A 23,100-nucleotide genomic window follows, 5' to 3' on the forward strand; every position below is an offset into this window, starting at 1 on the left:
TGACAGGCTTTCCAAAAACCTAGTAAATAGTCGGAATAAGCGAGTTGAGGTGGGAGGACGACATGTCGAAGAGCATCGATGTCGAGGCGCTGGTGGACCAGATGACGCTGGAAGAGCAGGTAAGCCTGCTGTCCGGCGCCGATTTCTGGACCACGGTTCCGGTCGCGCGGCTCGGCATTCCCAAGATCAAGGTGTCGGACGGGCCGAATGGCGCACGCGGGGCGGGCTCGCTGGTCGGCGGCGTCAAGGCCGCCTGTTTTCCCTCGGCAATTTCGCTCGGCGCGACCTGGAGTGTGGCCTTGGCCCGACGCATGGGCGCGGCGCTGGCGGGGCAGGCCAAAAGCAAGGGCGCAAGCGTGCTGCTGGCGCCGACCGTCAACATTCATCGCTCGGGCCTGAACGGCCGCAATTTCGAATGCTATTCGGAAGATCCGGCGCTGACCTCGGCTCTGGCCGTGGCCTATATCGACGGCCTGCAGAAAAACGGCGTCGCCGCCACCATCAAGCATTTCGCGGCCAACGAATCCGAGATCGAGCGGCAGACGATGTCGTCCGACGTCGACGAGCGGACGTTGCGCGAAATCTACCTGCCGCCTTTCGAGGCGGCGGTAAAACAGGCCGGCGTCATGGCGGTGATGTCGTCCTACAACCGTCTCAACGGAACCTACACGTCCGAACATGGCTGGCTGCTGACCCAGGTTCTGCGCGAGGAATGGGGCTTCGACGGCATCGTGATGTCGGACTGGTTCGGATCGCATTCGACCGTCGAGACCATCAACGCCGGGCTCGATCTGGAAATGCCGGGGCCGACGCGCGATCGCGGCGACAAGCTGGTTCATGCGGCGCAGGTGGGCTCGGTCAAGCTCGAGACCATTAGGCAATCGGCGCTGCGGATGCTCCGACTGATGGACAAAGTCGGCGCACTCGCCGCGGCGCCGGATCTCAGAGAAAGCGAACTCGACCTCCCCGAAGATCGGGCGCTGATCCGCGAGATCGGCGCGGAAGGGGCGGTGCTGCTCAAGAATGACGGCGTGCTGCCGCTCGCCAAGAGTTCCATCGACCGCATCGCGCTGATCGGCCCCAATGCCGGGGAAGCGCGGGTGATGGGCGGCGGCTCGGCGCAGATCAATGCGTTGCACAAGGTCAGCCCGGCCGATGGCATTCGCGCGGCGCTCGCCAACGCCAATTCGACCGAAGAGGAAAAGGGCGCCGACAACAACCGGCTGGTGCGCCTGTTCGAGCAGGACGTGGCGGTCGACTATTTCCAGGGCGCGGATTGCGCCGGCTCCGTGATCGCGCATGAGACGACCGCCAAGAGCGAATTCTTCTGGTTCGAGCTTCCGTCGGAGGTCCTCGATCCACGAGATTTCTCGGCGCGCATGACGCTGAGTTTCATCGCTCAGGAAGATGGCGAGCATCTGTTCGGCATGACCAATGCCGGTCTCGCCAAGCTCTTCGTCGACGATAAACTCATCGTCGATGGCTGGACCGACTGGCGGCGCGGCGAAAACTATTTCGGCACGGCCAATGACGAGATCCGCCGGCCGCTGACGCTTGAAGCGGGCAGGACCTATCGCATCCGGGTGGACTACGCGTCGCGTCAACCCGATGTCGAGGGTATTTCGCTGCAGGCGTTGCGTTTCGGGGTGCAGAAGCCGCTGGGCGCCGAGGCGATCGAGGCGGCGGTGGCCAAGGCGAAAGATGTGGATGTCGCCGTCCTTTTCGTCGGCCGCGAGGCGCAATGGGATACGGAAGGCCAGGATCTGCCCGATATGCGGCTGCCGGGCCGTCAGGACGAACTGGTCGCGGCGGTGGCGGCTGCCAACCCGAATACGGTAGTGGTGCTGCAGACCGGCGGGCCGGTGGAAATGCCCTGGCTGAATGACGTCCGCGCCGTGCTGCAGATGTGGTATCCCGGCCAGGAACTCGGCCATGCAGTGGCCGATGTGCTGTTCGGCGACCAGGAGCCCTCTGGCCGCTTGCCGCAGACCTTCCCGAAAACGCTTGAGGACATGCCCGTCTTTACCGGCGAGCCACTGAGTTATCCGGGCGTCGACGGCCATGTGCGCTATGACGAGGGGATCTTCGTCGGCTACCGGCATTTCGATACGCGGGGGATCGAGCCGCTGTTTCCGTTCGGCTTCGGGCTCGGCTACACGACGTTCGCATGGACCGACGCCAAGGCGTCGTCGGATGTCATCGGCGCAGAGGGTGTGACTGTCACGGTGTGGCTGGAAAACACCGGAGCGCGCGCGGGCTCGGAGGTGGTGCAGCTCTATGTGCGGCCGCGCGCGGCCAAGGTAGAGCGGCCGGACAAGGAGCTCCGGGCCTTCGCCAAGGTCAAGCTCGCGGCAGGGGAAAGCGCCGAGGTGACGCTCAAGATCAGCCTTCGCGATCTCGCCTACTGGGATGTCGAAGCCAAGGCGTTCCGGGCGGATGCGGGCGATTACGAGCTGGTGGTCGCGGCGAATGCGCGGGACGAGCGGTTTGCGCTTAAAATATCGCTTGAGGAAGACTGGGTGGAAAAGTGAGGGTCATCATCGCGCCAGCATTCGCCCTGCCTGCACTGCGACAGCTAGAGGCAACTGACGTCGCCAGAGGCCAGATGGGCGGCAAAATTGCAAGCGACAGGACCGGTGGACAGAATTAAAGCGTGGCCCGCGAGAAACAACCGTCGCTTCGTTCTGAATTTGCCAATCAGAGCAACGCCGAGCGCGAACAACAAGCTGGCCGCCATGAGTCCGAAATAGAACAGAGCCAGGGGCGGGACGTAAATCAGCGCTATGTGCCAGCAACTGGCGAAAGTGTAATCGCCCGACAACTTCATGGCCGCTGCGGCCAGCACAGCCCAGCCCGTGACGTGAGCGAGAAGCAGAAGCGGTCCAGTGTCTGTCATTGGGTTCTGTCTGGAGATCCGAGGCCGGCGAGCCGTGCGTCTCGCCGGACGTAGTGGATCACGCTTTTGGCGCGGCGTGATTGCCCTTCGGGAACTCCTGCGCCAATTCGCTATACCATTTGCCGGATTTCTTCACGGTGCGGACCTGGGTCTCGTAGTCGACATGCACGAGGCCGAAGCGCATCGTATAGCCTTCCGCCCATTCGAAATTGTCCATCAGCGACCAGGCGAAATAGCCGCGGAAGGGATAGCCTTCCTTGATCAGGTCGGCGGTAACCGAGAGGTGGTCGGCGTAATAATCGAGGCGCGGCTGATCATCGACTTCGCCATCGTCGCCGACGCCCATATTGTAGCAGGCGCCGTTTTCGGTGATGTAGCAGTCCGGCAGGTCATAGGTGGCGTAGAGATCGCGGACGATGTGGCTGAGGCCCGAACTGTCGATCTCCCAGCCGATATCGGTCTTTTCCGGATGGACCGGCGGGGCCTGGATATGGGCGGGGTAGGGGGCGTCCGGATTGGGATCGGCGGCGACGCGCATGGGGGTGTAGTAGTTCAGGCCCCACCAGTCGATTTTTTGCGAAATGGTCTTCATGTCGCCGTCTTCGATCTTCGGCATCAGGGGCTTGCAGGCATCCAGCAGCGCCTGGGGATATTCGCCCTTGAACACGGGGCCGAAGAACATGCCGTTGTGGAAATCATTGGCGCGCACGGCGGCGGCTTGGTCCGCCTCGCTGTTGGATGCGGCTATGACCGACATGGCGTTGTAGACGATGCCGACCGGCAGCTTCGGCGCTTCCGCGCGGATGGCCTCCACCGCCAGACCATGGGCGAGATTGGTGTAATGGGCGGCGTGCAGCGTCGCCTGCATGTTGCGCTCGCCGGGCGCGTGGATGCCGAGGAGATGCGACAGGATCACCGAGCACCAGGGCTCGTTGAAGGTCGCCACCGCATCCAGCCGGTCCCCGAGACGGCTGATGACTGTGGGCGTAGCGCTGGAAGGCGTGCGCGGTCGAGCGCGCGGTCCAGCCGCCGTCGCCCATCAGCGCCAGCGGCAGATCCCAGTGATAGAGGGTTGCGAAGGTCTTGATGCCGCGCGCCTTGCAGCCGTCGATCAGGCGGTCGTAGAAATCCAGGCCCTTTTCATTGAGCGGGCCGGTCCCATCCGGATAGACGCGCGGCCAGGCGATGGAGAAGCGATAGGCTTCGACGCCCAGATCCTTGATGAGATCGAGATCCTGTTCCCAGCGATGGTAATGATCGCAGGCGACATCGCCATTGTCGCGGTTGTGGACCCTGCCCGGCATGTTAGAGAAAGCGTCCCAGATGGAGGGCTTGCGGCCGTCCTCCTTGGTCGCGCCTTCGATCTGGAAGGAGGCGGTGGCGACGCCGAAGACGAAATCTCCGGGAAAGCGGGCGGCGAGAAGCTTCGGATCCATGCGTCAAATCCCAGTGTGGTTGCGGCTGGGTGTCGAGGCCCGCCTTCGTTGCGGTTTAACCAAGCGGAAAAGGCTTGTACAGGCTGAAATGTTTAAATCTGCAACGTTGCAGGCGCGTCATGTGGATACATGCCACAATGTCTGCCGGTGATCAGAGCTGCGCTTCGATCGCCATTTTGTCGATCACCGACCAGACGCTACGGATCTTGCCGGCGTGAAATTCGTAGAAGACGTTTTCGGAAAACGTGATCCTGCGGCCGTTGACCTGGAGACCGAGAAACACGCCTGCCGGCGTGCAGTCGAAGTCGAGACGGGCCGCGACATGGGTGGGATTGCACACCATGAGGCCGATCGAAAAGCGAAGGTCGGGGATATCTCGAAAATCCTGCTCCAGCATGGCGCGATAGCCGGCAAGGCCGAAGGGTCTGCCATTGTGTTCCGCGTCACCATCGACATAGAGGCCGGTGAGTCCCAGTCCTGTCGATTGAGGCAATCGATATAGGCGCGGTATCGATCGGCGAGATCGGCATTGTCGTGCATATCGGCTCCGGAACTCAATCTCGATGGGGCTGCCGGCCAACCGGTAGGGGCTGGCCGGCGGGTCGATTCTGGATCTTACGCCTTGACCCAGGCGCCGTTGCGCTTGGAGGAGGCGATGCAGGCTTCGACGAAGGCGACGCCCTTCACGCCGTCTTCCACGGTCGGGTAGATCACGTCGGCATCGACCTTCTCGCCCTTGCGCTTGGCGATGATGGCGCGGGCGGCTTCGGTGTAGATGGTGGCGAAACCTTCGAGATAGCCCTCTGGATGGCCGCCCGGAATGCGGCTGACGCGGCCGGCTGCGGCGTTGGCGCCGGCTCCGTTGCGGGTGATAAGCTGCTTGGGCTTGCCGAGTTCCGTGACCCAGAGATAGTTGGGATCCTGCTGCGACCATTCGATGCCGGCCTTGGTTCCGTAGACGCGGACCTTCAGCGCGTTTTCATTGCCGGTCGCCACCTGGCTGCACCAGAGCAGGCCCTTGGCGCCGCCCTTGAAGCGCAACATCACATGGGCGTTGTCGTCGAGCGCGCGGCCCGGCACGAAAGTGTGGACATCGGCGGCGAGTTCCTCGAGTTCGAGGCCGGAGACGAAGCAGCCGAGATTATAGGCGTGCGTGCCGATATCGCCGGTCGAGCCGCCGGCGCCGGACTGTTTGGGATCGGTGCGCCAGGCGGCCTGTTTCTGGCCGGTCTGTTCGATCGGCTCGGCCAGCCAGTCCTGCGGATATTCCATCTGCACCAGCCTGATGTCACCCAGCTCGCCCGACTTCACCATCTCCCGCGCATGGCGGATCATGGGATAGCCGGTGTAATTGTGGGTGAGGATGAACAACGCATCCGATTCCTGGGCGACCTTGAGCAGCTTCTTGGCGTCGGCGAGGTTGGAGGTGAGCGGCTTGTCGCAGATCACATGGATGCCGCGGCGCAGGAATTCCTTGGCGGCCGGATAGTGCATGTGGTTGGGCGTGACGATCGACACGGCCTCAATGCCGTTCTTGATCTTGGCTTCGCGGATCGCCATCGAGCGGAAGTCGTCATAGATCCGGTCCGAGGCGAGGCCGAGTTCGGCGCCCGACTGACGGGACTTTTCCGGGGTCGAGGACAGAGCGCCCGCCACCAGTTCGTAGTGGTCGTCGATGCGGGCGGCGATGCGATGCACCGCGCCGATAAAGGCGCCCGAGCCGCCGCCGACCATGCCGAGGCGAATGCGGGCTTCGCGCTTTTCCGTGCTTCCTTCGATAGCCATGAATATTCCTCCCTGAGGCTCAGTTGTGATTAGGGTGTCCATCGCGCGGCTTGCGCTGCCAGCAGGGCATGGTTTAGAGCCGAGACTATGGGCCTCGGCCCGTTTTGCCGGGTTTCGGCGCCGCAGACAAACAGTCAAGGCCTTTGCGATGGCGTTTCCAGATCCAGATCTCATTTATCCCATCACGCTTGCGGATGGGACGGTTTATCGCGAAACGATGTTTCTCAAGAATGCGGTCAATCATCCCCGCATCGAGGCCGGCGACTATAGTTATTTCAGCCATTCCCGGCCCATCGAGGAAACGGCGAGCCTGCTTGCGCCGTATCTTTATCCGGTCAGCCGGGAGAAGCTGGTCATCGGCAAATTCACGCAGATCGCGCGCGGCGCCTATTTCATCACCAGTTCCGCCAATCATCCGATGAACGGGGTCACCACTTATCCCTTCCGCATCTTCAGCCAGGAGACGATCGACGGTTACTCGGACCTTCCGACGCGCGACACGATCGTCGGTCATGACGTATGGATCGGCCACAATGCGACGATCATGCCGGGCGTGACGATCGGTCATGGTGCGATCATCGCCGCCGAATCCGTCGTCTCCCGCGACGCGCCGCCTTATGCGGTGGTCGGCGGAAATCCCGCGCGGATCATCCGGTTGCGTTTCGAACCCCATATCGTCGACACACTCCTCGACATCGCCTGGTGGGATTGGGAAATCGGAAAGATCGAGCGCCATCTGACGGCGCTCGAAGCTGGCGATATCGCGGCGCTGTCGGCTGCGGATTAAAGGCCGAGCATGCGGCGGTTGGCGGCGTCATCCGTGCCGGCGTCGGCGAAATCGTCGAACGCCTTTTCGGTGACGCGGATGATGTGGGCCTTGACGAATTCCGCGCCTTCGCGGGCGCCGTCTTCGGGGTGCTTCAGCGCGCATTCCCATTCGACCACGGCCCAGCCGGCGAAATCATTGGCGGCCATCTTGGAGAAGATCGCGCCGAAATCGACCTGGCCGTCGCCCAGCGAGCGGAAGCGGCCGGCGCGGTTCACCCAGCCCTGATAGCCGCCATAGACGCCCTGGCGACCGGTCGGATTGAACTCCGCGTCCTTGACGTGGAACATCTTGATCCGGTCTTTGTAGATGTCGATATTGTCGAGATAATCCAGGCATTGCAGCACGTAATGCGAGGGATCGTAGAGCATGTTGGCGCGGGTGTGGTTCTTCACGCGCTCCAGGAACATCTCGAAGGTGATTCCGTCATGCAGGTCTTCGCCGGGATGGATCTCGTAGCAGACATCGACGCCCTGCTCGTCGGCGTAATCGAGGATCGGCGTCCAGCGGCGGGCGAGTTCGTCGAAGGCGGTCTCGACGAGACCCGCCGGGCGCTGCGGCCAAGGATAGATGAAGGGCCAGGCGAGCGCACCGGAAAAGGTGGCGTGGGCGTCGAGCCCGAGATTGCGCGAGGCTTTGAGCGCCAGCTTGACCTGCTCGACCGCCCATTCCTGCCGCGCCTTGGGATTGCCGCGCACTTCCGGCGCCGCAAAGCCGTCGAAGGCTTCGTCATAGGCCGGATGGACAGCGACGAGCTGGCCTTGCAAATGAGTGGAGAGTTCAGTGACTTCGACGCCGTTTTCGCGCGCGACGCCCGCGAATTCGTCGCAGTAATCCTTGGATTCGGCGGCCTTCTTGAGGTCGATCAGACGGCTGTCCCAGGACGGGACCTGCACGCCCTTGTAACCGATGTCGGCGGCCCATTTGGTGATGGTCTTCCACGAATTGAACGGGGCGGCGTCGCCCGCGAATTGCGCCAGGAACAGCGCGGGACCCTTGATCGTCTTCATGATTCCTCCCTGGAACGTTCTCCTGCAACGTTTCCGTTAACGTTTATAGGGTTTGATTTGCCGACACAACCGGGCAAACGGGTTTAAACGGACTGAAAATTAAAAGCGCTTGCGACACAGAAAAACGCCCCGCCCAAAGGCGAGGCGCAATGCGCTTCCGTTCCGATCAGAACGGCGAGTCGGGGAAGTAGTAGTTCTTGGCGTTGTCCTTGGTGATCAAGGTGGCGTCCAGCGTATAGGTGCCATGCACCGGGACCTGGTCGTAGATGGCGGCGGCGGTCAGTTCCATCGCCGTGCCGACCATCGCCGGCGGATACAGCACGTCGACCGGGATCATCTTGTCGCCGTCCATGACCTTCTTGATCATGTCCTTGGAGCCGGCGCCGGCCACGACATACTGGATGTCGGTGCGCTTGGCCTGTTCGATGGCCTGGAGCACGCCGACGGCCATGTCGTCGTCCTGGCACCAGACCACGTCGATCTTCGGATACTTGGTCAGGTAGTCCTGCATGACCTTGAAGGCGTCGTCGCGGTTCCAGTTGCCGAACTGGCGGTCGAGAATCTTGACGTTGGAGCCTTCGATACCCTTGTCGAAGCCGTCCTGGCGCTGCTGGTCGATCGGGATCGGCAGGCCGCGGATGACCACCACCTGGGCGTCGGGCGTGTTGTCCTTGATATACTTGCCGGCGACTTCGCCGAGCGCCGGGTTGTTGCCGGCGACATAGAGGTCGCGGACGGTGTTGTCGTTGACCGAGGGGGCGCGGTCGACGATCGACACGAAGGTGCCCTTGCCCTTGATTTCCTTGATCGCGTTGACGAGCGGATCGGGATCGGTCGGCAGGATGACCAGCGCGTCGATGCCCTGGGTTTCCAGGTCCTGCAGCGCATTGGCCTGGCTGGCCGGATCCGGCGAGGTCTTGACGATGACGTTGAGGCCCGGATGCTCCTTCATCAGGAGATCGGCGACGCGCTGGGCGTGGTAAACGACGCCGGCCGTCCAGCCGTGGTCGGCGGCGGGAATCGACACGCCGATGGTCTTGGTTTCCTGGGCGTGGGCGACGCCGAAGACGGTGGACATGGCCAGCGCCAGTCCGAACAGTTTCATACGCATGTTTCTCTCTCCCTAGAGGTTTTGCGGGGTCGGTCCTCCAACCGGGCGACCCCCGACCCGGCGTGTCAGCCCTTGCGCGCCAGCGAACGCTGGACGAGCATGGCGATGATGATGATCGCGCCCTGAATGGCCCCGATCAGATATTCGCTGATGAAGTTGGACAGCAGCATGATGTTGCCGACCAATTCCAGGATGAAGGCGCCGCAGATCGTGCCCCAGACGCGGCCCGCGCCTCCCTTGAGGGCAGTGCCGCCGACCACGACGGCGGTGATGGCCTGCAGTTCCCAGAGAATGCCCGTGGTGGCCGAGGTCGAGCCGAGGCGCGGCACATAGAGCAGCACCGCGATGGCGACGCAGAGGCCTTGGATGACGAAGGCGATGGTGCGGACGCGATCCACCGCGACGCCGGAATAGCGGGCGACATCGCGGCTGGAGCCGACCGCCACCACATGCCGGCCATAGCGGGTGCGATAGAGAATGAAGGCGGCGATGGCGGTGACGACGAGAATGATCAGGATCGGCACGGGCAGGCCGAAGACGGAGCCGAAATAGACGGGACGATAGAGCTCCTGCTGCTCCGGCGAGCGCAGCGTGATGGCGCCGCCCTGCGAGAGCCAGGTGGTCAGCCCGCGGAAAATGCCCATGGTGCCCAAGGTCGCGATGAAGGGCTCGATCTTGCCGACGGTGGTGATCAGCCCGTTCAGCAGGCCGCAGGCGGCGCCGATGACGACGGTCAGCGCCGCGGCCGCGACCAGCATCAGGGCAGGATCGGCGATGACGCCGGAATTCATGAACAGGATCATCAGGCTGGCGACGAAGGCCACCATGGAGCCGACCGAGAGATCGAGATCGCCCGAGGAGATGACGAAGGTCGCGCCCACCGCGATGATGGCGATGAAGGCCGAGCGGGTGGCGACATTGGCGAGGTTGTTGATGCCGATGAAATTGGGATTGACCAGCGCCCCGACGATCAGGAGCAGCGCCAACGCCGCAAAGGGCGCGACGGCCCGCATGTCGATATCGCGCCAGCTCCGCGTCTTCCGCGTCGTCTCACCGCCATTGATGCTCATGTCCACGTCTCTCTCCCCGTTCGGATCTTGTCGTCCGAGCCCCACGCTCGTCAGCTGGCCAGCTTTTCTTTCAGCCCCGCCGCATAGCGCATGATTTCCTGTTCGCTGATTTCCTCGCCCTCGAGCATGCCGACGATGCGGCCCTCACGCATGACGGCGACGCGGGTGCAGAGGCCGATCACTTCAGGCATCTCGGAGGAGACGACGATGATCGACTTGCCCTCGCGGGCGAGCGCGGCGATGAAATGATAGATCTGCTGCTTGGTGCCGACATCGATACCGCGCGTCGGCTCGTCGATGATGACGATCTCGGGCTCGGTCTCCATGACCTTCGCCAGAAGCAGCTTCTGCTGGTTTCCGCCCGACATGCGGCCGGCCACGACATTGCCGTCGCGCACGCGGATGTCGAAGCGGCGGCGGGCCCGCTCCATGGCGGTGGTCTCGCTCTTGGGATCGAGATAGACCGTCTTCAAATGGCGGTCGAGATTCTGCAGCGTCAGATTGACCGTCATGCCTTCGCCGAGCAGCAGGCCCTTGCCCTTGCGATCCTTGGTCATATAGGCGAGGCCGTGCGCATTGGCGGCGCGGATATCGCCCGAGGGCATGGCCTGGCCGCGAATTTCGACATCGCCCGACAGACGCGGGCGCAGGCCCGCCACGGCTTCCATCATCTCGCTGCGGCCCGAGCCGATCAGGCCGGAAAAGCCGAGGATTTCGCCCTTGCGCAGCTCGAAGCTCGCGCCGCGGACATAGCCCGTCGTCAGATTCCGCACCGACAGCACGATCTCTTCATCGACGTCGGGCTCGCGCTTGGCGGGATAGAGGCTCGACAATTCGCGGCCGACCATCAATTGCGCGATCGCCTCGCCGTCCATCATTGAGGTCGGAGCCGTCTTGATCCACTGGCCGTCGCGCAGCACGGTGACGCGGTCGGTCAGCTCCATGACTTCATTGAGCTTGTGGGAGACGAAGACGAAGCTGGTGCCCTTGTCGCGCAGCTTGCGCACCTGATCGAACAGGATCAGCGTTTCCTCGCGCGAGAGAACGGCGGTCGGCTCGTCCATGAACACGACGCGGGCGTCGCGGCTGATCGCCTTGGCGATCTCGACCATCTGCTTGTCGGCGACCGCCAGCGAACTGATCAGCGCGTTTTCATCGATATGCGAGCCGAGCTGGTCGAGCACGCGGCGGGTCTCGCGGCGCATGAATGCGCGGTCGAGTACGCCGAAACGGGTGACTTCGCGGCCGAGATACAGACTTTCAGTGACGGTCAGATGTTCGGCGAGATTGAATTCCTGGTGGATGATGACGATGCCCAGCGCCTCGGCCGCGCCATTTGGCGGCAATCTCACCGGTTTGCCGTCGAGGAGGATTTCGCCGGAGGTCGGCTGCTCGAAACCCGAGAGGATCTTCACCAGCGTGGACTTGCCGGCGCCGTTTTCGCCCATCAGCGCATGTATCTCGCCTTTGGCCAGGTCGAAATCGACGCTGAACAGCACCTGTACGCCATTGAAAGATTTGCTGATCCGGCGCGCAGCCAGAACAGGCTGTCGCTCACTCGCCTCAGGGGCCGTCATGGTCTTCCTCCCTCACGGTCTTCCCACCGTGTTGGCCATTGTGTAAACCTTTACAGGAGTGATGTAAAGGTTTACATTCACGTCATTCGAATTTTCAGCGGCGGATCGTTTGACCTTGCCGAGAGTCTGTGTAGTTTGCAGCCGTAACGGCGGAACCGAGGACGCGCGTGTCGAAATCCACCCCCGCAACAATTGAAGATGTCGCCCGTCTCGCGGAAGTTTCCATCGCGACGGTGTCGCGCGCCATTCATACGCCGGAAAAGGTGGCGAAGGAAACCCGCCTCAAGGTGACGCAGGCGATCGCCATCACCGGCTACACCACCAACGCCATGGCCCGCAGCCTGAGGCTCGGCCGCTCCAACATGATTTTGGTGGTGGCGCCCGATATCGGCGACCCCAATTTTTCCAATATTCTGGTGGGACTGGAAAACGAGGCGCGCTCGCATGGCTACGGCGTGCTGATCGGCCATACGCAGAACGATCCGCAGCGCGGGCTGGAATATCTGAAGTTTCTCAATTCCAACCAGGCGGCCGGGATGATCCTGTTCACCGGCATTCTCCCCTTCGGCCACCAGACCATGACCGCGCGGCTGCCGCCCAGCGTCGGCGTGTTCGAGCCGGTCTATAATGGCGGCATTCCCTATGTCGGCGTCGACGACGCCGCAGGCGCGCGCAAGGCGATCGACCTGTTGATCGCCGAAGGCCATCGCCGCATCGCCTTCATCGGCGAATCCCGCACCAGGCTCGCGCATGCCCGCCGCAAGGCCGGCTATGAGGACGGCCTCAGCGCCGCACGGCTTGAGCTCGATCCGCGGCTGGTGATGCCCGGCGACGGCACGATCGAAAGCGGCCGCCTCGCCGTTGAACAACTGTTCATGCGCGACACGCTGCCCTCGGCCTTCATGTGCGTCAACGACCAAACGGCGATCGGAGTAATGCTGGCGCTGACCGCGCGCGGTTATTCCATCCCCGGCGACTTCTCCGTCACCGGCTTCGACGACGTGCCGCAGGCGAGCTTCATGAACCCGACGCTCACCACGATCCGCCAGCCGCGCACCGCGATCGGCAAACAGGCGATGGCGCTGCTGTTCAAACTCCTGCAGGACGAAAAGCCCGAGGAAACCGAGATTTTGCTCGCGCCGGATCTGGTGGTGCGGAATTCGGTGGGGGGCTCCGCGCGCGCTGCCGAAGCGCTGACGCATGGGCATCGGCGCCGTCACCCTCTATGTGCGCGATGTCGAGCGGACGGCAGCCTTCTATGAAACCTATTTTCCATTCCGCGCGCTCCGGCTTGAGGGCGACCGGATCGTCGAGCTTATCGCCCAGGATGGCGGCGCCAATCTGCTTATTCACGCGGCCGGCAAAGCCCAGAAAATGGGCCAGGTTCTGGTGAAGCTGGTCTTCGATGTCGAGGATGTCGAAGGCTTCTGCCGCGACTGCGCCGCCAAGGGCCTGGTGTTCGGGCCGCTGCACAGAGCGGATGGCTATGTGTTCGCCAATGCGAAAGATCCGGATGGCAATCCGATTGTGGTGTCGGGCCGGGTGTTTGTGCGGCGGTGAGGGGGCGAGGTCCGCCGTAGGATTTCGGCGCTGTTCAATATCCAGCTTCTCTTTGATGGCGGAAGGCCAGCACATAGACCGCGTCTTCGGCCGTGTCATTGTGATAAAGCGCCACGTAGCCGGAATCTCCGAACGGGATCACCAACTCGCGCAGTTCTGGATGCTCCGGTAAGGGGCGGCCGATGTCCGGAGTCGTTTCCAAAAGCAAAAATTGCCGCGCTATAGCCTGACCGGCCCGTTTGGCGGCTTCCGGAGCTTTTCCGGACAGAAACCGCCGGCAGCGAGCCAGCCCAAGAGCCGCGCCTTCCGTGACGATTACTCGTGGCACTCCGGCATCGCCTTTTCGTCGTCGGCGCCCCAGGTGGACAGCCAGGTTCTGACTTCCTGGCCGGTCAAGTGCCGGCCCGTTTCCTGATAGGCCGACCAGGACGCCAAGGCCTCCCGCTTGAAGCTCTCCTGGGCCTCCTCGCGGTCCACATATTGCTTGATCGCTTCGAGCATGATCCAGTGCGCCGAACGCTGACGCTGGCTGGCAAGCTGCTGAACGCGGCTCTTCAGGTCGTCGTCGATCTTGAGGGATGTCGCCATGGTGCTTGGTTCCTATGACTGGGTATTACCCGGTGACACCTTAGGCTACCTTCGCCGAACTGTCCATGCGCAGGGGTGGCGCTGAAGGCGCTGCGAGAATTGCAGGCGCCAAAGTCAGGCGGGTTTGACCTTGGCGGCGAGGATGCGCCTGAGGTCGTCGACCTGGGCAGCCGTCAGCGCCCGCTTGGGCAGCATGTTGAACAGGCGCGGCCCCTGAAACAGCAGGAAAACCCTGTCATTGTCCGCCCATTTCAGAAAATCGCTCCAGGGAATGGTCACGCCGCCCTGCTGGTTTGTCAGGGTCACGTTTTCTTCCGTCCAGGCGACCATCGTCTCGTAGCGCAGCGTCTTCTGCGCCGCATATGATTTCCGCGCCGCCGCCCGCGCCACATAGAAATACTGAAAAAACGGCAGGACGAAGCCGATGGCCATCATGATGTAGAAGGGCGTGAATGCGGATCGCCTTGACTCCGGCGCAAACAGCGAGAGGACGAAGATGGCGAGAATGATGAGATAGCCTGCAAGCCGCCCGCGTGAGGTGAAGGTTTTGACCGTGAACAGCTTGTTGGCGGCGATGTAGTCATCGGCGGTCAAGGTGAGGGTGGTGGTGCGGGTGGGGTCGGGGTCGGTCATTGGCTTGAGTCTAGGCTCTTTAAGGGGCGGGAGAGGAAGCATATCCCGGCGGGCGATGTCGTGAAGAAATTGGAAGGTACTAGCGCTGCGGACAGCTCTTCAGGTTAGGTGGCTATTGCCTGTTGTCGTTTCCTAGAGTGTCATAAGCAATATCGCATTTTTTGAGGTCCCGCAAAAATGCCATTTATCAGCTTTGGTTACGTGTGCGGGTGCCTTTTTACAAAATATCGCTGTCTGTTGTTGTCTTGGTCTTCGCGGGCCAACACTTAACTTGCGTGCTGCGGGTTGTTGTGAATGAATGTTTTGGAGTGCAAATTGATGTAGCCACCAAATTTCTGATAGGTAGATGACGCTTGCTCAAACAATTCTGAGGTCGCTACTCGGGAAAGGGTACTTCCCAAGGAACTTCCGCCGGTTTTTACAACCTCAGATTTTGGAGAGCACGCAGAGGAAATTTTGGGCGATTGGCTGGCGTCGGAGTTGTATACGCAGAAAACAGCTAAAGATTTCCCAAAGATTAACGGAAAGATCCCGCGAGGCCGGGCAGGGTTCAAAAGGCTAGTATACGCCGATCCGGAGATAATTTCTAAGCCTAAAAAATTTTATGAGCGACGCAACATTCACATTACACACCCTATTCCACAGGCGCTTCTTACAAACGAAATCGCTCACAATTGGAGAAATCTCCAAAAATCCTAACTCTTCGAAAATATTCTAAAGACGAAATAATAGTATCTGATACTTATGATCGATCGATAAAGGGAATTAACTTTTTATTGCATCGCGCAAAGAAAGAATACATCGAATCTACAGCTGATTGGCTGGTGAAAACCGATATTTCTCGTTTTTATCCTTCCATTTATACTCACTCCATTCCATGGGCGGCTTATGGAAAAGAAAAGGTAAAATCATCAATTAAAATGTATGAAGGCAGTTTTGCTGATCGACTGGACGTGCTTGTACGCGCCTGCAACAGAAATCAGACAGTGGGTTTACCTATAGGTCCAGAGACATCCCGTATTTTGGCGGAAATTATATCTTCTCGGATAGATTTTCAGTTTTCATCGGACTTGCCAAAACTTCGTGTCGATGCAGTTGACCGTTTGCAAGACGACTGGATGGTAGGAGCAGGTTCGCTTGAGGAGGCAGAAAAGATACTGTCGGTTATCAGCGCATGCTATCGCGATTATGGCCTGGAGATTAACGGTACCAAAACCTCAATCACACATATTCTTGGGTCGCGATTAGAAAGCTGGAGATCGGAGATTTCTGCGTTTCTATCGCACAGGTCTGGAGGGTTGTATGGGTCCAGGATGCAAGAGTTCTTGTCTCTCTGCTTCAGGTTGCAGCTTGCGTCTCCCGGCGAACCCGTCATGAACTATGCGCTTGGGATCATTGAAGGTCGAAAATATGCTCGTAGCGATGTCCAAGCCCTCGAGTCCTTCTTATTAAAAGCCGCGGCGGTTTCTCCAGCATCTATGGACCGCATATGCCGCATTATCATTAATATTGAATATCAGATGGGGGTTATCCAGGGACCGCTTGGTGAGTAGATTTTTGGCGCTAGCTGAGAGGCACTTTAGTACGGGAGCGCTTTTTGAAGCTATTTGGCTGATATACACAATCCGAGGGCTGAAGAAACCTGTTAGGTCAACGCGCATTGTTGAGCTAGTTGAACATACTAATTCAAGTGTTTTGCGGCTTTTGTTGATGGATATGGGCGACAAAGGTATCTTTCAGAACAAAATTCCTGCTGAAAATTGGGCTCAAGAAGCATCTCACGATCGCGTACTTTCCGACTGGAGTTGGCTTTACGCTTACGAGGCGATTCGTAAGGGGTGGATGCCTGATCCACATAACCTTTTGCAAAAGCCTTTCTTCAAGGCAATGCATGACAGAGATGTGGTATTCTACGACCCAGAGAAGAATGTTAGGAGCTCCTGGTCCTTAAGGCGAGATATGGCCTCCGAGCGTGCCCGACAAACTACGGAGGTAGTCGAGCTACTAAATTCTTTACGAGGAGCCGTGGATTTTGATCAGTGGGAAAATTACTGAACTTATCCATTCGATCTATTCTCAAGTTATCGCGCGCTATAATACCCCTGCCATGTGGGTACCTCGGGATGTCTCAAATTTTCGAGCAGGCACCTCTAATCAAACATAATTGAGCTGACCAAAAGTAGGAAGCGGCGTCACCGCCGCCTCCCTTTGTCTCCCGCCTCAAACGTAGCGGTTGACCACGTTTTCCAGCAATTCCTGCTTGCCGGATTTCGGCTGCGGGTTGATGTCCTCGGCTTCGACGCGGGCGGCGATGGTTTCGAGGCTTTCGGAGGCCAGCATTTTCTGGTTTTCGGGCTTGGCCCAGCCGGCGTAGCGGGCGTCGAGCGGGGGGCGGAGAGCGCCTTTTCCTCGATCATGGCGGCGGCGGCGGCCTTCAGGCCGCGGGCGCAGCAATCGATGCCGCCGATATGGCCGATCAGCAGGTCTTCGGCGTCGAGCGACTGGCGGCGCAGTTTGGCGTCGAAATTGGTGCCGCCCGAGGTGAAGCCGCCGCCCTGCAGGACCTGGTAATAGGCCAGCGCCATTTCCGGAACATTGTTGGGGAACTGGTCGGTGTCCCAGCCGGACTGGTAGTCGTTGCGGTTCATGTCGATCGAGCCGAAGATGCCGAGCGCATTGGCGAGCGCCAGTTCATGCTCAAACGTGTGGCCGGCGAGGATGGCGTGGCCCTGCTCGATATTGACCTTCACTTCCTTCTCGAGACCGTAAGCCTTGAGGAAGCCGTAGACGGTGGCGACGTCGTAATCATACTGGTGCTTGGAGGGCTCCTGCGGCTTGGGCTCGATCAGGATCGCGCCCTTGAAGCCGATCTTGTGCTTGTATTCCACCACCATGTTGAGGAAGCGGCCCATCTGGTCCAGCTCCTTCTTGAGGTCGGTGTTGAGCAGCGTTTCATAGCCTTCGCGGCCGCCCCAGAGCACGTAGTTCTCGCCATTGAGCTTGTGGGTGGCGTCCATGCAGGTCTTCACGGTCGCGGCGGCGAAGGCGAAGACATCAGGATCGGGATTGGTGGCCGCGCCCGACATATAGCGGCGATGCGAGAATAGGTTTGCGGTGCCCCAGAGCAGCTTGACGCCGGTTTCGGCCTGCTTTCCGGCGAAGTAGTCGACGATCTCGTTGAGATTTTTGGTGTTCTCGGCGAAATTCTGGCCTTCCGGGCGCACATCGGCGTCGTGGAAGCAGTAATAGGGCGTGCCGAGCAGCTGGAAGAATTCGAAGGCGACGTCTGCTTTGAGTTTTGCCGCTTCCATGGTGTTTTCAAACCAGGGGCGCTCGAACGTGTTGCCGCCGAACGGGTCGGTGCCCGGCCAGACGAAAGTGTGCCAATAGGCGATGGCGAAGCGGAGGTGATCCTCCATGCGCTTGCCAAGCACGATTTCGTCGGGGTTGTAATGGCGATAGGCCAACGGATTGCTGCTGCCTTCGCCTTCAAATTTGATCTTTTCGATCGTGCCGAAAAAGCCGGTTCCCATAGTGTTTGCTCCTTGGTTTGGTGTTCGTGGTGGTATTCTGGCGGCTGTGATGATCAGCCGCCGAGGTCTCAGGCGTTCAGCGCTGCGATCGCCGGATAGACGGCGCGGTAGCGCTGGTAGGCGGTCTCGAACGCGTCGCGAAGATCCGCTTCCGGCTCGATGCTGGCTTCGGTCGCGGGCGCGGTGCAGACGGCGACGGGGTCGGCGCCGGTGGCGGCGATGAGGCCGAGGCGAGCGGCGCCGAAAGCGGCTCCGAAATCGCCGTCGGCGGGAATGTCGATGGGGGTGTCGAGCGCGGTGGCGATGGCCTTCAGCCAGTAGGTCGAGCGCGAGCCGCCGCCGATGGCGGTCATGCGCGGCACGGATGCGCCGGCGGATTTCAGCGCTTCGAGATTGTCGCGGAAGGCGAAGGCGACGCCTTCGAGCACGGCTTGCGTGAGCGTCGCGCGGTCTGATTCATGGCCGAGACCGGTGAAGACGCCACGGATTTTCGCATCATTGTGCGGCGTACGCTCGCCCGAGAGATAGGGCAGGAAGGTGACGGAGCCGGGGGCGTTGAGCGTGTCGCCCAGTTCCGCCGTCAGTTCGCCTGCCGATTTGCCGGTCACGCCGGAATGCCAGTTGAGCGCATCGGTGGCCGACAGGATCACGCCCATCTGGTGCCAGGTGTCGGGCAGCGCGTGGCAGAAAGCGTGCACGGCGCTTTCCGGATTGGGCAGATAGCTGGCGTTTGCGGCAAACAGCACGCCCGATGTGCCGAGCGAGACGAAGGCATTGCCTTCCTTGACGGTGCCCATGCCGCAGGCCGAGGCGGCATTGTCGCCCGCGCCGCCGGCGATCACCACGCCTGCGCCCATGCCCCATCTGGCGGCCAGCTCGCTGCGCAGCTCGCCGGCTCTATCCGTGCCTTCGACGAGGCGCGGCATCTGGCTTTCGTCGAGATCGGTGGCGGCGAGCAGATCCGACGACCAGGCGCGCTTGCCGGTGTCGAGCCAGCTGGTGCCGGCGGAATCCGACATTTCCGAGATATGCTCGCCGGACAGCCAGAGGCGCAGATAATCCTTGGGCAGCAGCACCTTGCGGATTTTGGCGAACAGCTCGGGTTCGTTGTTCTTCACCCAGGCGAGTTTCGGCGCGGTGAAACCCGGAAACACGATGTTGCCGGTCAGCGCCCGGAAGCGCGGATCGGCGTCCAGCGCTGCGGCTTCCTTGTAGGAGCGCGTGTCGTTCCAGAGGATGCAGGGGCGCAGCACCTGGTCTGCGGCGTCGAGCAGGGTCGCGCCATGCATCTGGCCGGAGAGGCCGATGCCCTTGACGGCGGCGAGTTCAGCCGGATGGGCCGCCTTTAGCGCGTCGAGCGCCTCTTCCGTAGCGCGGATCCAGTCGGACGGCTCCTGTTCGGACCAGCCGGAATGCGGCCGCGAGACGGTGAGATGGCCATTGGCCGAGCCGATGATGTTCTGATCGGCGTCCATCAGCATGGCTTTGACGCCGGATGTGCCGAGATCGAGACCGAGATACATTGTTGTCCTCCCTTGCCCTTCAGGGCAGATTGTCTTTCAGGAATATGTCGATGCGTATGCGCTCCTGCGCCGCGATCACCGGCAGGCCGTCGGCCCGGGCCTTGAGAACGCGGATGGCGGAGCGGATTTCGTGGCCGGGATCCTGGTTGAGGATCGCGTCGATCAGCCCGTCCTCCAGCGCCTTGCGGGTCAGCGGGCTGAGTTCATGGGCAATCGCCAGCGGACGCTCGCCCGTCGTCTGCGACAGCGAGGCGACGAGGCCGCGATTGCCGGCGCCGAGATTGTAGACGCCGATCAGATCGGGATGATCGCGGAAGGCGGATGTCAGCAGAGATTTGACCCGGGCCGGATCGTCCTGGCTCTCCATGACATCCAACAGTCGGACGTCGGGCGCGATCTGGCCGAGACGTTCGGCAAAGCCGGCGAGGCGGTCGCGATGGTCGCCGAGCCGGAGCGAACCGGCGATGACTGCTACAGCGCCTGTGCGGCCGCCGAGGAAACGGCCCATCAGCGAGCCCGCGGTGCGGCCGGCGGCGAGATTGTCGATGCCGGTAAAATGGTCGCGGCCGGAGGCGGCGAGATCGGAGACCAGCGTGACCACGGCGACGCCCGCGTCGCGCAGCCGCTCCATGCGCGACTGGATCGCCGGCGCGTCGATCGCCACCACGGCGACGCCAGCGGGCGGATTGGCGATCAGCGCGTCGAGCGCTTGGGCGAGGCCAGCTTCGTCGAAGGCGGGCACGGCGATCAAGGTGATGTCGGTGCGCTCCAGCGCCCCGCGCAGCCGGGCGGCGGCGACTTCGTCGCGCAGGGCTTGCATGAAGGAATTGTCGCTTTCGGGAATGACGAAGGCCAGCGCATAGGTGCGGCTTTTGGCGAGATTGGCGGCGGCGACATCGCGCACGAAGCCGATGCGATCGATGGCCGCTTCGACGCGTTCACGGGTGGCGGCGCGCACGCCGGGGCGCCGGTTGAGCACGCGGTCGACCGTGGCGAGACTGACGCCCGCTTCCCTTGCAATGTCATGAACCGTCGGTTTCATGCCCGCATTCCTCCCGGATGGGGTCATAGCGAAGATTATGAGGTACGTAAATCAGAAATTTCGCGCGGCAAAGAAAAAGCCGGCGGGACAGGATCGCCGGCTTTCGAAATTCGGATTTGCTGATGCGTTCAAGCGCCCAGGAAATCGCTCTTGCCGATCTTCACGTCATTCTTGCGGACGATGTCGTAGGCGGTGGCGACATGGAAGTAGAAATTCGGCAGGCCGAACTGCAGGAGATAGGAGGCTCCGGTGAAGGACATCGTCGCCCAGGGAAATTTCACCTCGAACTCGACCCCGGTGCGGGCGTTGACGGCGTCGGCGTCCACGGCCTCGAACAGAGCTTTGGCCTTCTCGATGCGGGCCTGGAGCTCAGCGAAGCTGGTTTCGGTGTCGGGCAGGGACGGCACGTCCTGGCCGGTGACGCGGTAGAGCATGGATTTGGTGTGATCGGTGGCGATCTGGACCTGGCGCGTCAGGTCGAACATGTCGGCCGCCAAGCGGTCGCCGAGGATCGTCTGTTCCGCGAGGCCGTGCTCCCGGCAATGGACGGAAGCTTTGGCGAGAACGGTGGAAAGACCCTTGAGGCGGGGCAGGACTGAGCCCGCGGCGACGGCGTGGAGCGTAAGGGTCATGATGTGTTCCTGTTTTGCAAATTGTGGCGCGCCGCACATCGGCGGCGTCGGCGCTTGCAAGCGCAGGCTTTAGCGCGATTTGACCGGAGTGCAAGTCGTTTGCGCGGGCTGACCATGGCAACGTGTCGTCAGCCCTGCAGCGACGCTATCAGGAAGGTGAAACCGAACAGGATGATGATCACGGCGCCCATGAGTTCGATGCCATGGCCGAGCTTGCCGCCGACGCCGGAGCCGGCATAGCGGAGAGCGGCGTCCTTGGCGGTGACGGCGAGCGTGGCGAGGATCGACACGGTGATCGCCGTGCCGATCGACATGGCCAGCACCGACAGCGCGCCGCCGAGATAGAGTCCATTGAGGAAAGAGAAGGTCAGCACGATCAGCGCGCCGGAGCAGGGGCGAAGCCCGACCGCCATGATCGCGGTCCAGGCGTCGGCGATGGAGAAGCGATCGCCGCGCACGGTGTCCACCGAAGGGGCGTGGGCGTGGCCGCAGACCGAACAGACGTCGCCGGCCGCATGGGCGTGACCTTTGAGGCCGGGGCCATGGCTGTGATCGTGATCGAAACCTTCGCGAAAGCTGACATTGTGCGGCGTCGAAAAGGCCGGGATGACGGCCAGACCGGGTTCGGTCATGGCTGCCGTCAGGCTCTTGAGCTTGCGGTAGAGCAGCATGACGCCGAAACCCATGATGATGGCGAAGGAGGCGACCTCCAGCCATTTGGCGACGTCGGTCATGGTGATGAAAGTGCCGCGCAGCACGAGGAAGCCCGCCCCGGTCACCAGGATCGCTACGGCGCCCTGCACGAAGGCGGAAAGAAACGAGATCATGACGCCGCGCTTCAACTCGGTCTCGTTGGCGATCATATAGGAGGAAATGACCGCCTTGCCGTGGCCGGGACCCGCGGCGTGGAAGACGCCATAGATGAAGGAGACGCCCACCAGCCACAGCACTTGCCAGTTGTCCTGGCGCATCGCCTTCAGCGCCTCGGTCAGCGCGCGATAGAATTGCTGTTGCTCCGCATTGATGAACAGGACGACCGGCTCCAGCCATGGCAGATAGCGCATCATGAATTCCGAGGGCGGCCCCGCGCCCGGTTCGGCGTTGCCGAGTCCCAGCGAGGAGGCGAGCGCCAGCGACGGCGCGAGCGCGGCCAAGGCGAACAGAAGAGCGCCGCCGAGTGTTCTGCGGTTCATGAGCATTGAATTTCCATCCGCGTCGCAAACAGTTTCGACATGTCGGTGCCGGTCGGATCGTTGAAGAAGGCATCCGTCAGCGTCGACTTGTTCTCGGCGATGACTTCGTCTGGATCGGGTCTGATCACTGCGCCCTTGCACTGCTTGAAGTCGCCCATCATCACCACGTCCTTATCGAGGGGAAGTCGATGGAGGTGTAGAGCGTGGGATCATAGACGCCGAAGGTCAGCTTGCCCTTGAGCGCAATCGGCTGGGCCGGCTTGACGGCGAAGAACATCAGCAACTGGCCGGCCTTGTAGTCGACATGAATCATGTCGGGTTTGGCGACCTTGATGAGGCGGCCATTGTCGGTGATGGTGGTGTAGTAGTCGAACTCTTCCAATGACGCCAGGACGGTCTTGCCGACTTCGGCGAGTTCGCCGGGATCGAGCTCGAGATTGGCGTTCTTGTCGAAATCCATCAGCACGGAGGACGAGAAGACTTCGTCGAATCGCCAGATATTATGGAGTTCCTGGATATGGCCGTCGCCGCCGGCGACGATCTCGAGCCGGGCGTCGGCAAACACATGTGGATGCGTCCATGCCGCCGACGGCGCGGCAAACAGCAATGCGGCAAGCGCGAGGTCTTTCCTCATGGATCTCCAGTCCCTTCCGATCGACGGCAGATCGCCGAAAATTGCGTCGAA

At 61.4% G+C, this 23,100-nt stretch carries 17 protein-coding genes and 5 pseudogenes; 6 read left to right on the forward strand and 16 right to left on the reverse strand.

Annotated elements, in window-relative coordinates; translation table 11 throughout:
* Positions 1–62 precede the first annotated feature (62 nt).
* Positions 63–2,531, forward strand: a complete 2,469-nt coding sequence (locus tag H2O14_RS14645) for a glycoside hydrolase family 3 C-terminal domain-containing protein (protein WP_182828231.1) — start codon at positions 63–65, stop codon at positions 2,529–2,531.
* Positions 2,532–2,954: 423 nt separating this feature from the next.
* Here H2O14_RS14645 and H2O14_RS14650 read toward each other — a convergent pair.
* From H2O14_RS14650 to H2O14_RS14660, 3 genes and pseudogenes are all read right to left on the reverse strand, one after another.
* A pseudogene (locus H2O14_RS14650) lies at positions 2,955–4,332 on the reverse strand (GH1 family beta-glucosidase).
* Positions 4,333–4,483: 151 nt separating this feature from the next.
* Positions 4,484–4,872: pseudogene (locus H2O14_RS14655) on the reverse strand (ester cyclase).
* Between the two features lie 75 nt (positions 4,873–4,947).
* Complete coding sequence (locus tag H2O14_RS14660) at positions 4,948–6,117, reverse strand: Gfo/Idh/MocA family protein (protein ID WP_182828232.1); 1,170 nt, start codon at positions 6,115–6,117, stop codon at positions 4,948–4,950.
* A 148-nt stretch (positions 6,118–6,265) separates the two neighbouring features.
* Between H2O14_RS14660 and H2O14_RS14665 the strand changes: the two genes are divergently transcribed.
* On the forward strand, positions 6,266–6,904 hold the full coding sequence (locus tag H2O14_RS14665) for a CatB-related O-acetyltransferase (RefSeq protein ID WP_182828233.1): 639 nt from the start codon (positions 6,266–6,268) through the stop codon (positions 6,902–6,904).
* Here the strand turns inward: H2O14_RS14665 and H2O14_RS14670 are convergent.
* From H2O14_RS14670 to H2O14_RS14685, 4 genes are all read right to left on the reverse strand, one after another.
* Complete coding sequence (locus H2O14_RS14670) at positions 6,901–7,953, reverse strand: sugar phosphate isomerase/epimerase (protein ID WP_182828234.1); 1,053 nt, start codon at positions 7,951–7,953, stop codon at positions 6,901–6,903. The two genes, H2O14_RS14665 and H2O14_RS14670, sit on opposite strands and share 4 nt — an antisense overlap.
* A 166-nt stretch (positions 7,954–8,119) precedes the next feature.
* Positions 8,120–9,064: a substrate-binding domain-containing protein gene (locus H2O14_RS14675; protein ID WP_182828235.1), complete on the reverse strand. Its 945-nt coding sequence runs from the start codon at positions 9,062–9,064 to the stop codon at positions 8,120–8,122.
* 65 nt (positions 9,065–9,129) lie between these two features.
* Positions 9,130–10,134, reverse strand: coding sequence for an ABC transporter permease (locus H2O14_RS14680; protein WP_182829387.1), 1,005 nt, complete (start codon positions 10,132–10,134; stop codon positions 9,130–9,132).
* 50 nt (positions 10,135–10,184) lie between these two features.
* The gene (locus tag H2O14_RS14685; protein WP_182828236.1) at positions 10,185–11,711 is read right to left on the reverse strand and encodes a sugar ABC transporter ATP-binding protein; all 1,527 of its coding nucleotides are present in this window, start codon (positions 11,709–11,711) and stop codon (positions 10,185–10,187) included.
* Between the two features lie 167 nt (positions 11,712–11,878).
* Between H2O14_RS14685 and H2O14_RS14690 the strand changes: the two are divergent.
* Positions 11,879–12,892 (forward strand): annotated as a pseudogene (locus H2O14_RS14690) (LacI family DNA-binding transcriptional regulator); the annotation flags it as partial.
* A gap of 19 nt (positions 12,893–12,911) precedes the next feature.
* On the forward strand, positions 12,912–13,271 hold the full coding sequence (locus tag H2O14_RS14695) for a VOC family protein (RefSeq protein WP_182828238.1): 360 nt from the start codon (positions 12,912–12,914) through the stop codon (positions 13,269–13,271).
* Between the two features lie 34 nt (positions 13,272–13,305).
* On the opposite strand, the gene H2O14_RS14700 is transcribed toward H2O14_RS14695, so the two are convergent.
* From H2O14_RS14700 to H2O14_RS14710, 3 genes are all read right to left on the reverse strand, one after another.
* Positions 13,306–13,560, reverse strand: a complete 255-nt coding sequence (locus H2O14_RS14700; RefSeq protein ID WP_312858673.1) for a type II toxin-antitoxin system RelE/ParE family toxin — start codon at positions 13,558–13,560, stop codon at positions 13,306–13,308.
* Positions 13,561–13,586: 26 nt separating this feature from the next.
* Positions 13,587–13,859, reverse strand: coding sequence for a CopG family ribbon-helix-helix protein (locus H2O14_RS14705; RefSeq protein WP_182828240.1), 273 nt, complete (start codon positions 13,857–13,859; stop codon positions 13,587–13,589).
* 114 nt (positions 13,860–13,973) lie between these two features.
* Positions 13,974–14,492: a YcxB family protein gene (locus H2O14_RS14710; RefSeq protein WP_182828241.1), complete on the reverse strand. Its 519-nt coding sequence runs from the start codon at positions 14,490–14,492 to the stop codon at positions 13,974–13,976.
* Between the two features lie 674 nt (positions 14,493–15,166).
* Here H2O14_RS14710 and H2O14_RS14715 point away from each other — a divergent pair.
* Positions 15,167–16,045 (forward strand): RNA-directed DNA polymerase, encoded by an 879-nt coding sequence (locus tag H2O14_RS14715; RefSeq protein WP_182828242.1) that lies wholly within the window; start codon positions 15,167–15,169, stop codon positions 16,043–16,045.
* 157 nt (positions 16,046–16,202) lie between these two features.
* Positions 16,203–16,547: a hypothetical protein gene (locus H2O14_RS14720; RefSeq protein WP_182828243.1), complete on the forward strand. Its 345-nt coding sequence runs from the start codon at positions 16,203–16,205 to the stop codon at positions 16,545–16,547.
* A 165-nt stretch (positions 16,548–16,712) separates the two neighbouring features.
* Here H2O14_RS14720 and xylA read toward each other — a convergent pair.
* From xylA to H2O14_RS14750, 6 genes and pseudogenes are all read right to left on the reverse strand, one after another.
* Positions 16,713–18,025, reverse strand: a pseudogene (gene xylA / locus H2O14_RS14725) (xylose isomerase).
* A gap of 68 nt (positions 18,026–18,093) precedes the next feature.
* The gene (gene xylB, locus H2O14_RS14730; protein WP_182828244.1) at positions 18,094–19,548 is read right to left on the reverse strand and encodes a xylulokinase; all 1,455 of its coding nucleotides are present in this window, start codon (positions 19,546–19,548) and stop codon (positions 18,094–18,096) included.
* Between the two features lie 19 nt (positions 19,549–19,567).
* Positions 19,568–20,590, reverse strand: a complete 1,023-nt coding sequence (locus H2O14_RS14735; RefSeq protein WP_182828245.1) for a substrate-binding domain-containing protein — start codon at positions 20,588–20,590, stop codon at positions 19,568–19,570.
* Positions 20,591–20,718: 128 nt separating this feature from the next.
* Complete coding sequence (locus H2O14_RS14740) at positions 20,719–21,222, reverse strand: DUF1993 family protein (RefSeq protein WP_182828246.1); 504 nt, start codon at positions 21,220–21,222, stop codon at positions 20,719–20,721.
* Positions 21,223–21,350: 128 nt separating this feature from the next.
* Positions 21,351–22,421, reverse strand: a complete 1,071-nt coding sequence (locus tag H2O14_RS14745; RefSeq protein WP_182828247.1) for a nickel/cobalt transporter — start codon at positions 22,419–22,421, stop codon at positions 21,351–21,353.
* A pseudogene (locus H2O14_RS14750) lies at positions 22,412–23,049 on the reverse strand (DUF1007 family protein). Before H2O14_RS14750 ends, H2O14_RS14745 begins: the two are co-directional and overlap by 10 nt.
* Positions 23,050–23,100: the final 51 nt, after the last annotated feature.

This window comes from Rhizobium sp. G21, from assembly GCF_014158035.1.
Taxonomy (GTDB): Bacteria; Pseudomonadota; Alphaproteobacteria; order Rhizobiales; family Rhizobiaceae; genus Rhizobium_E.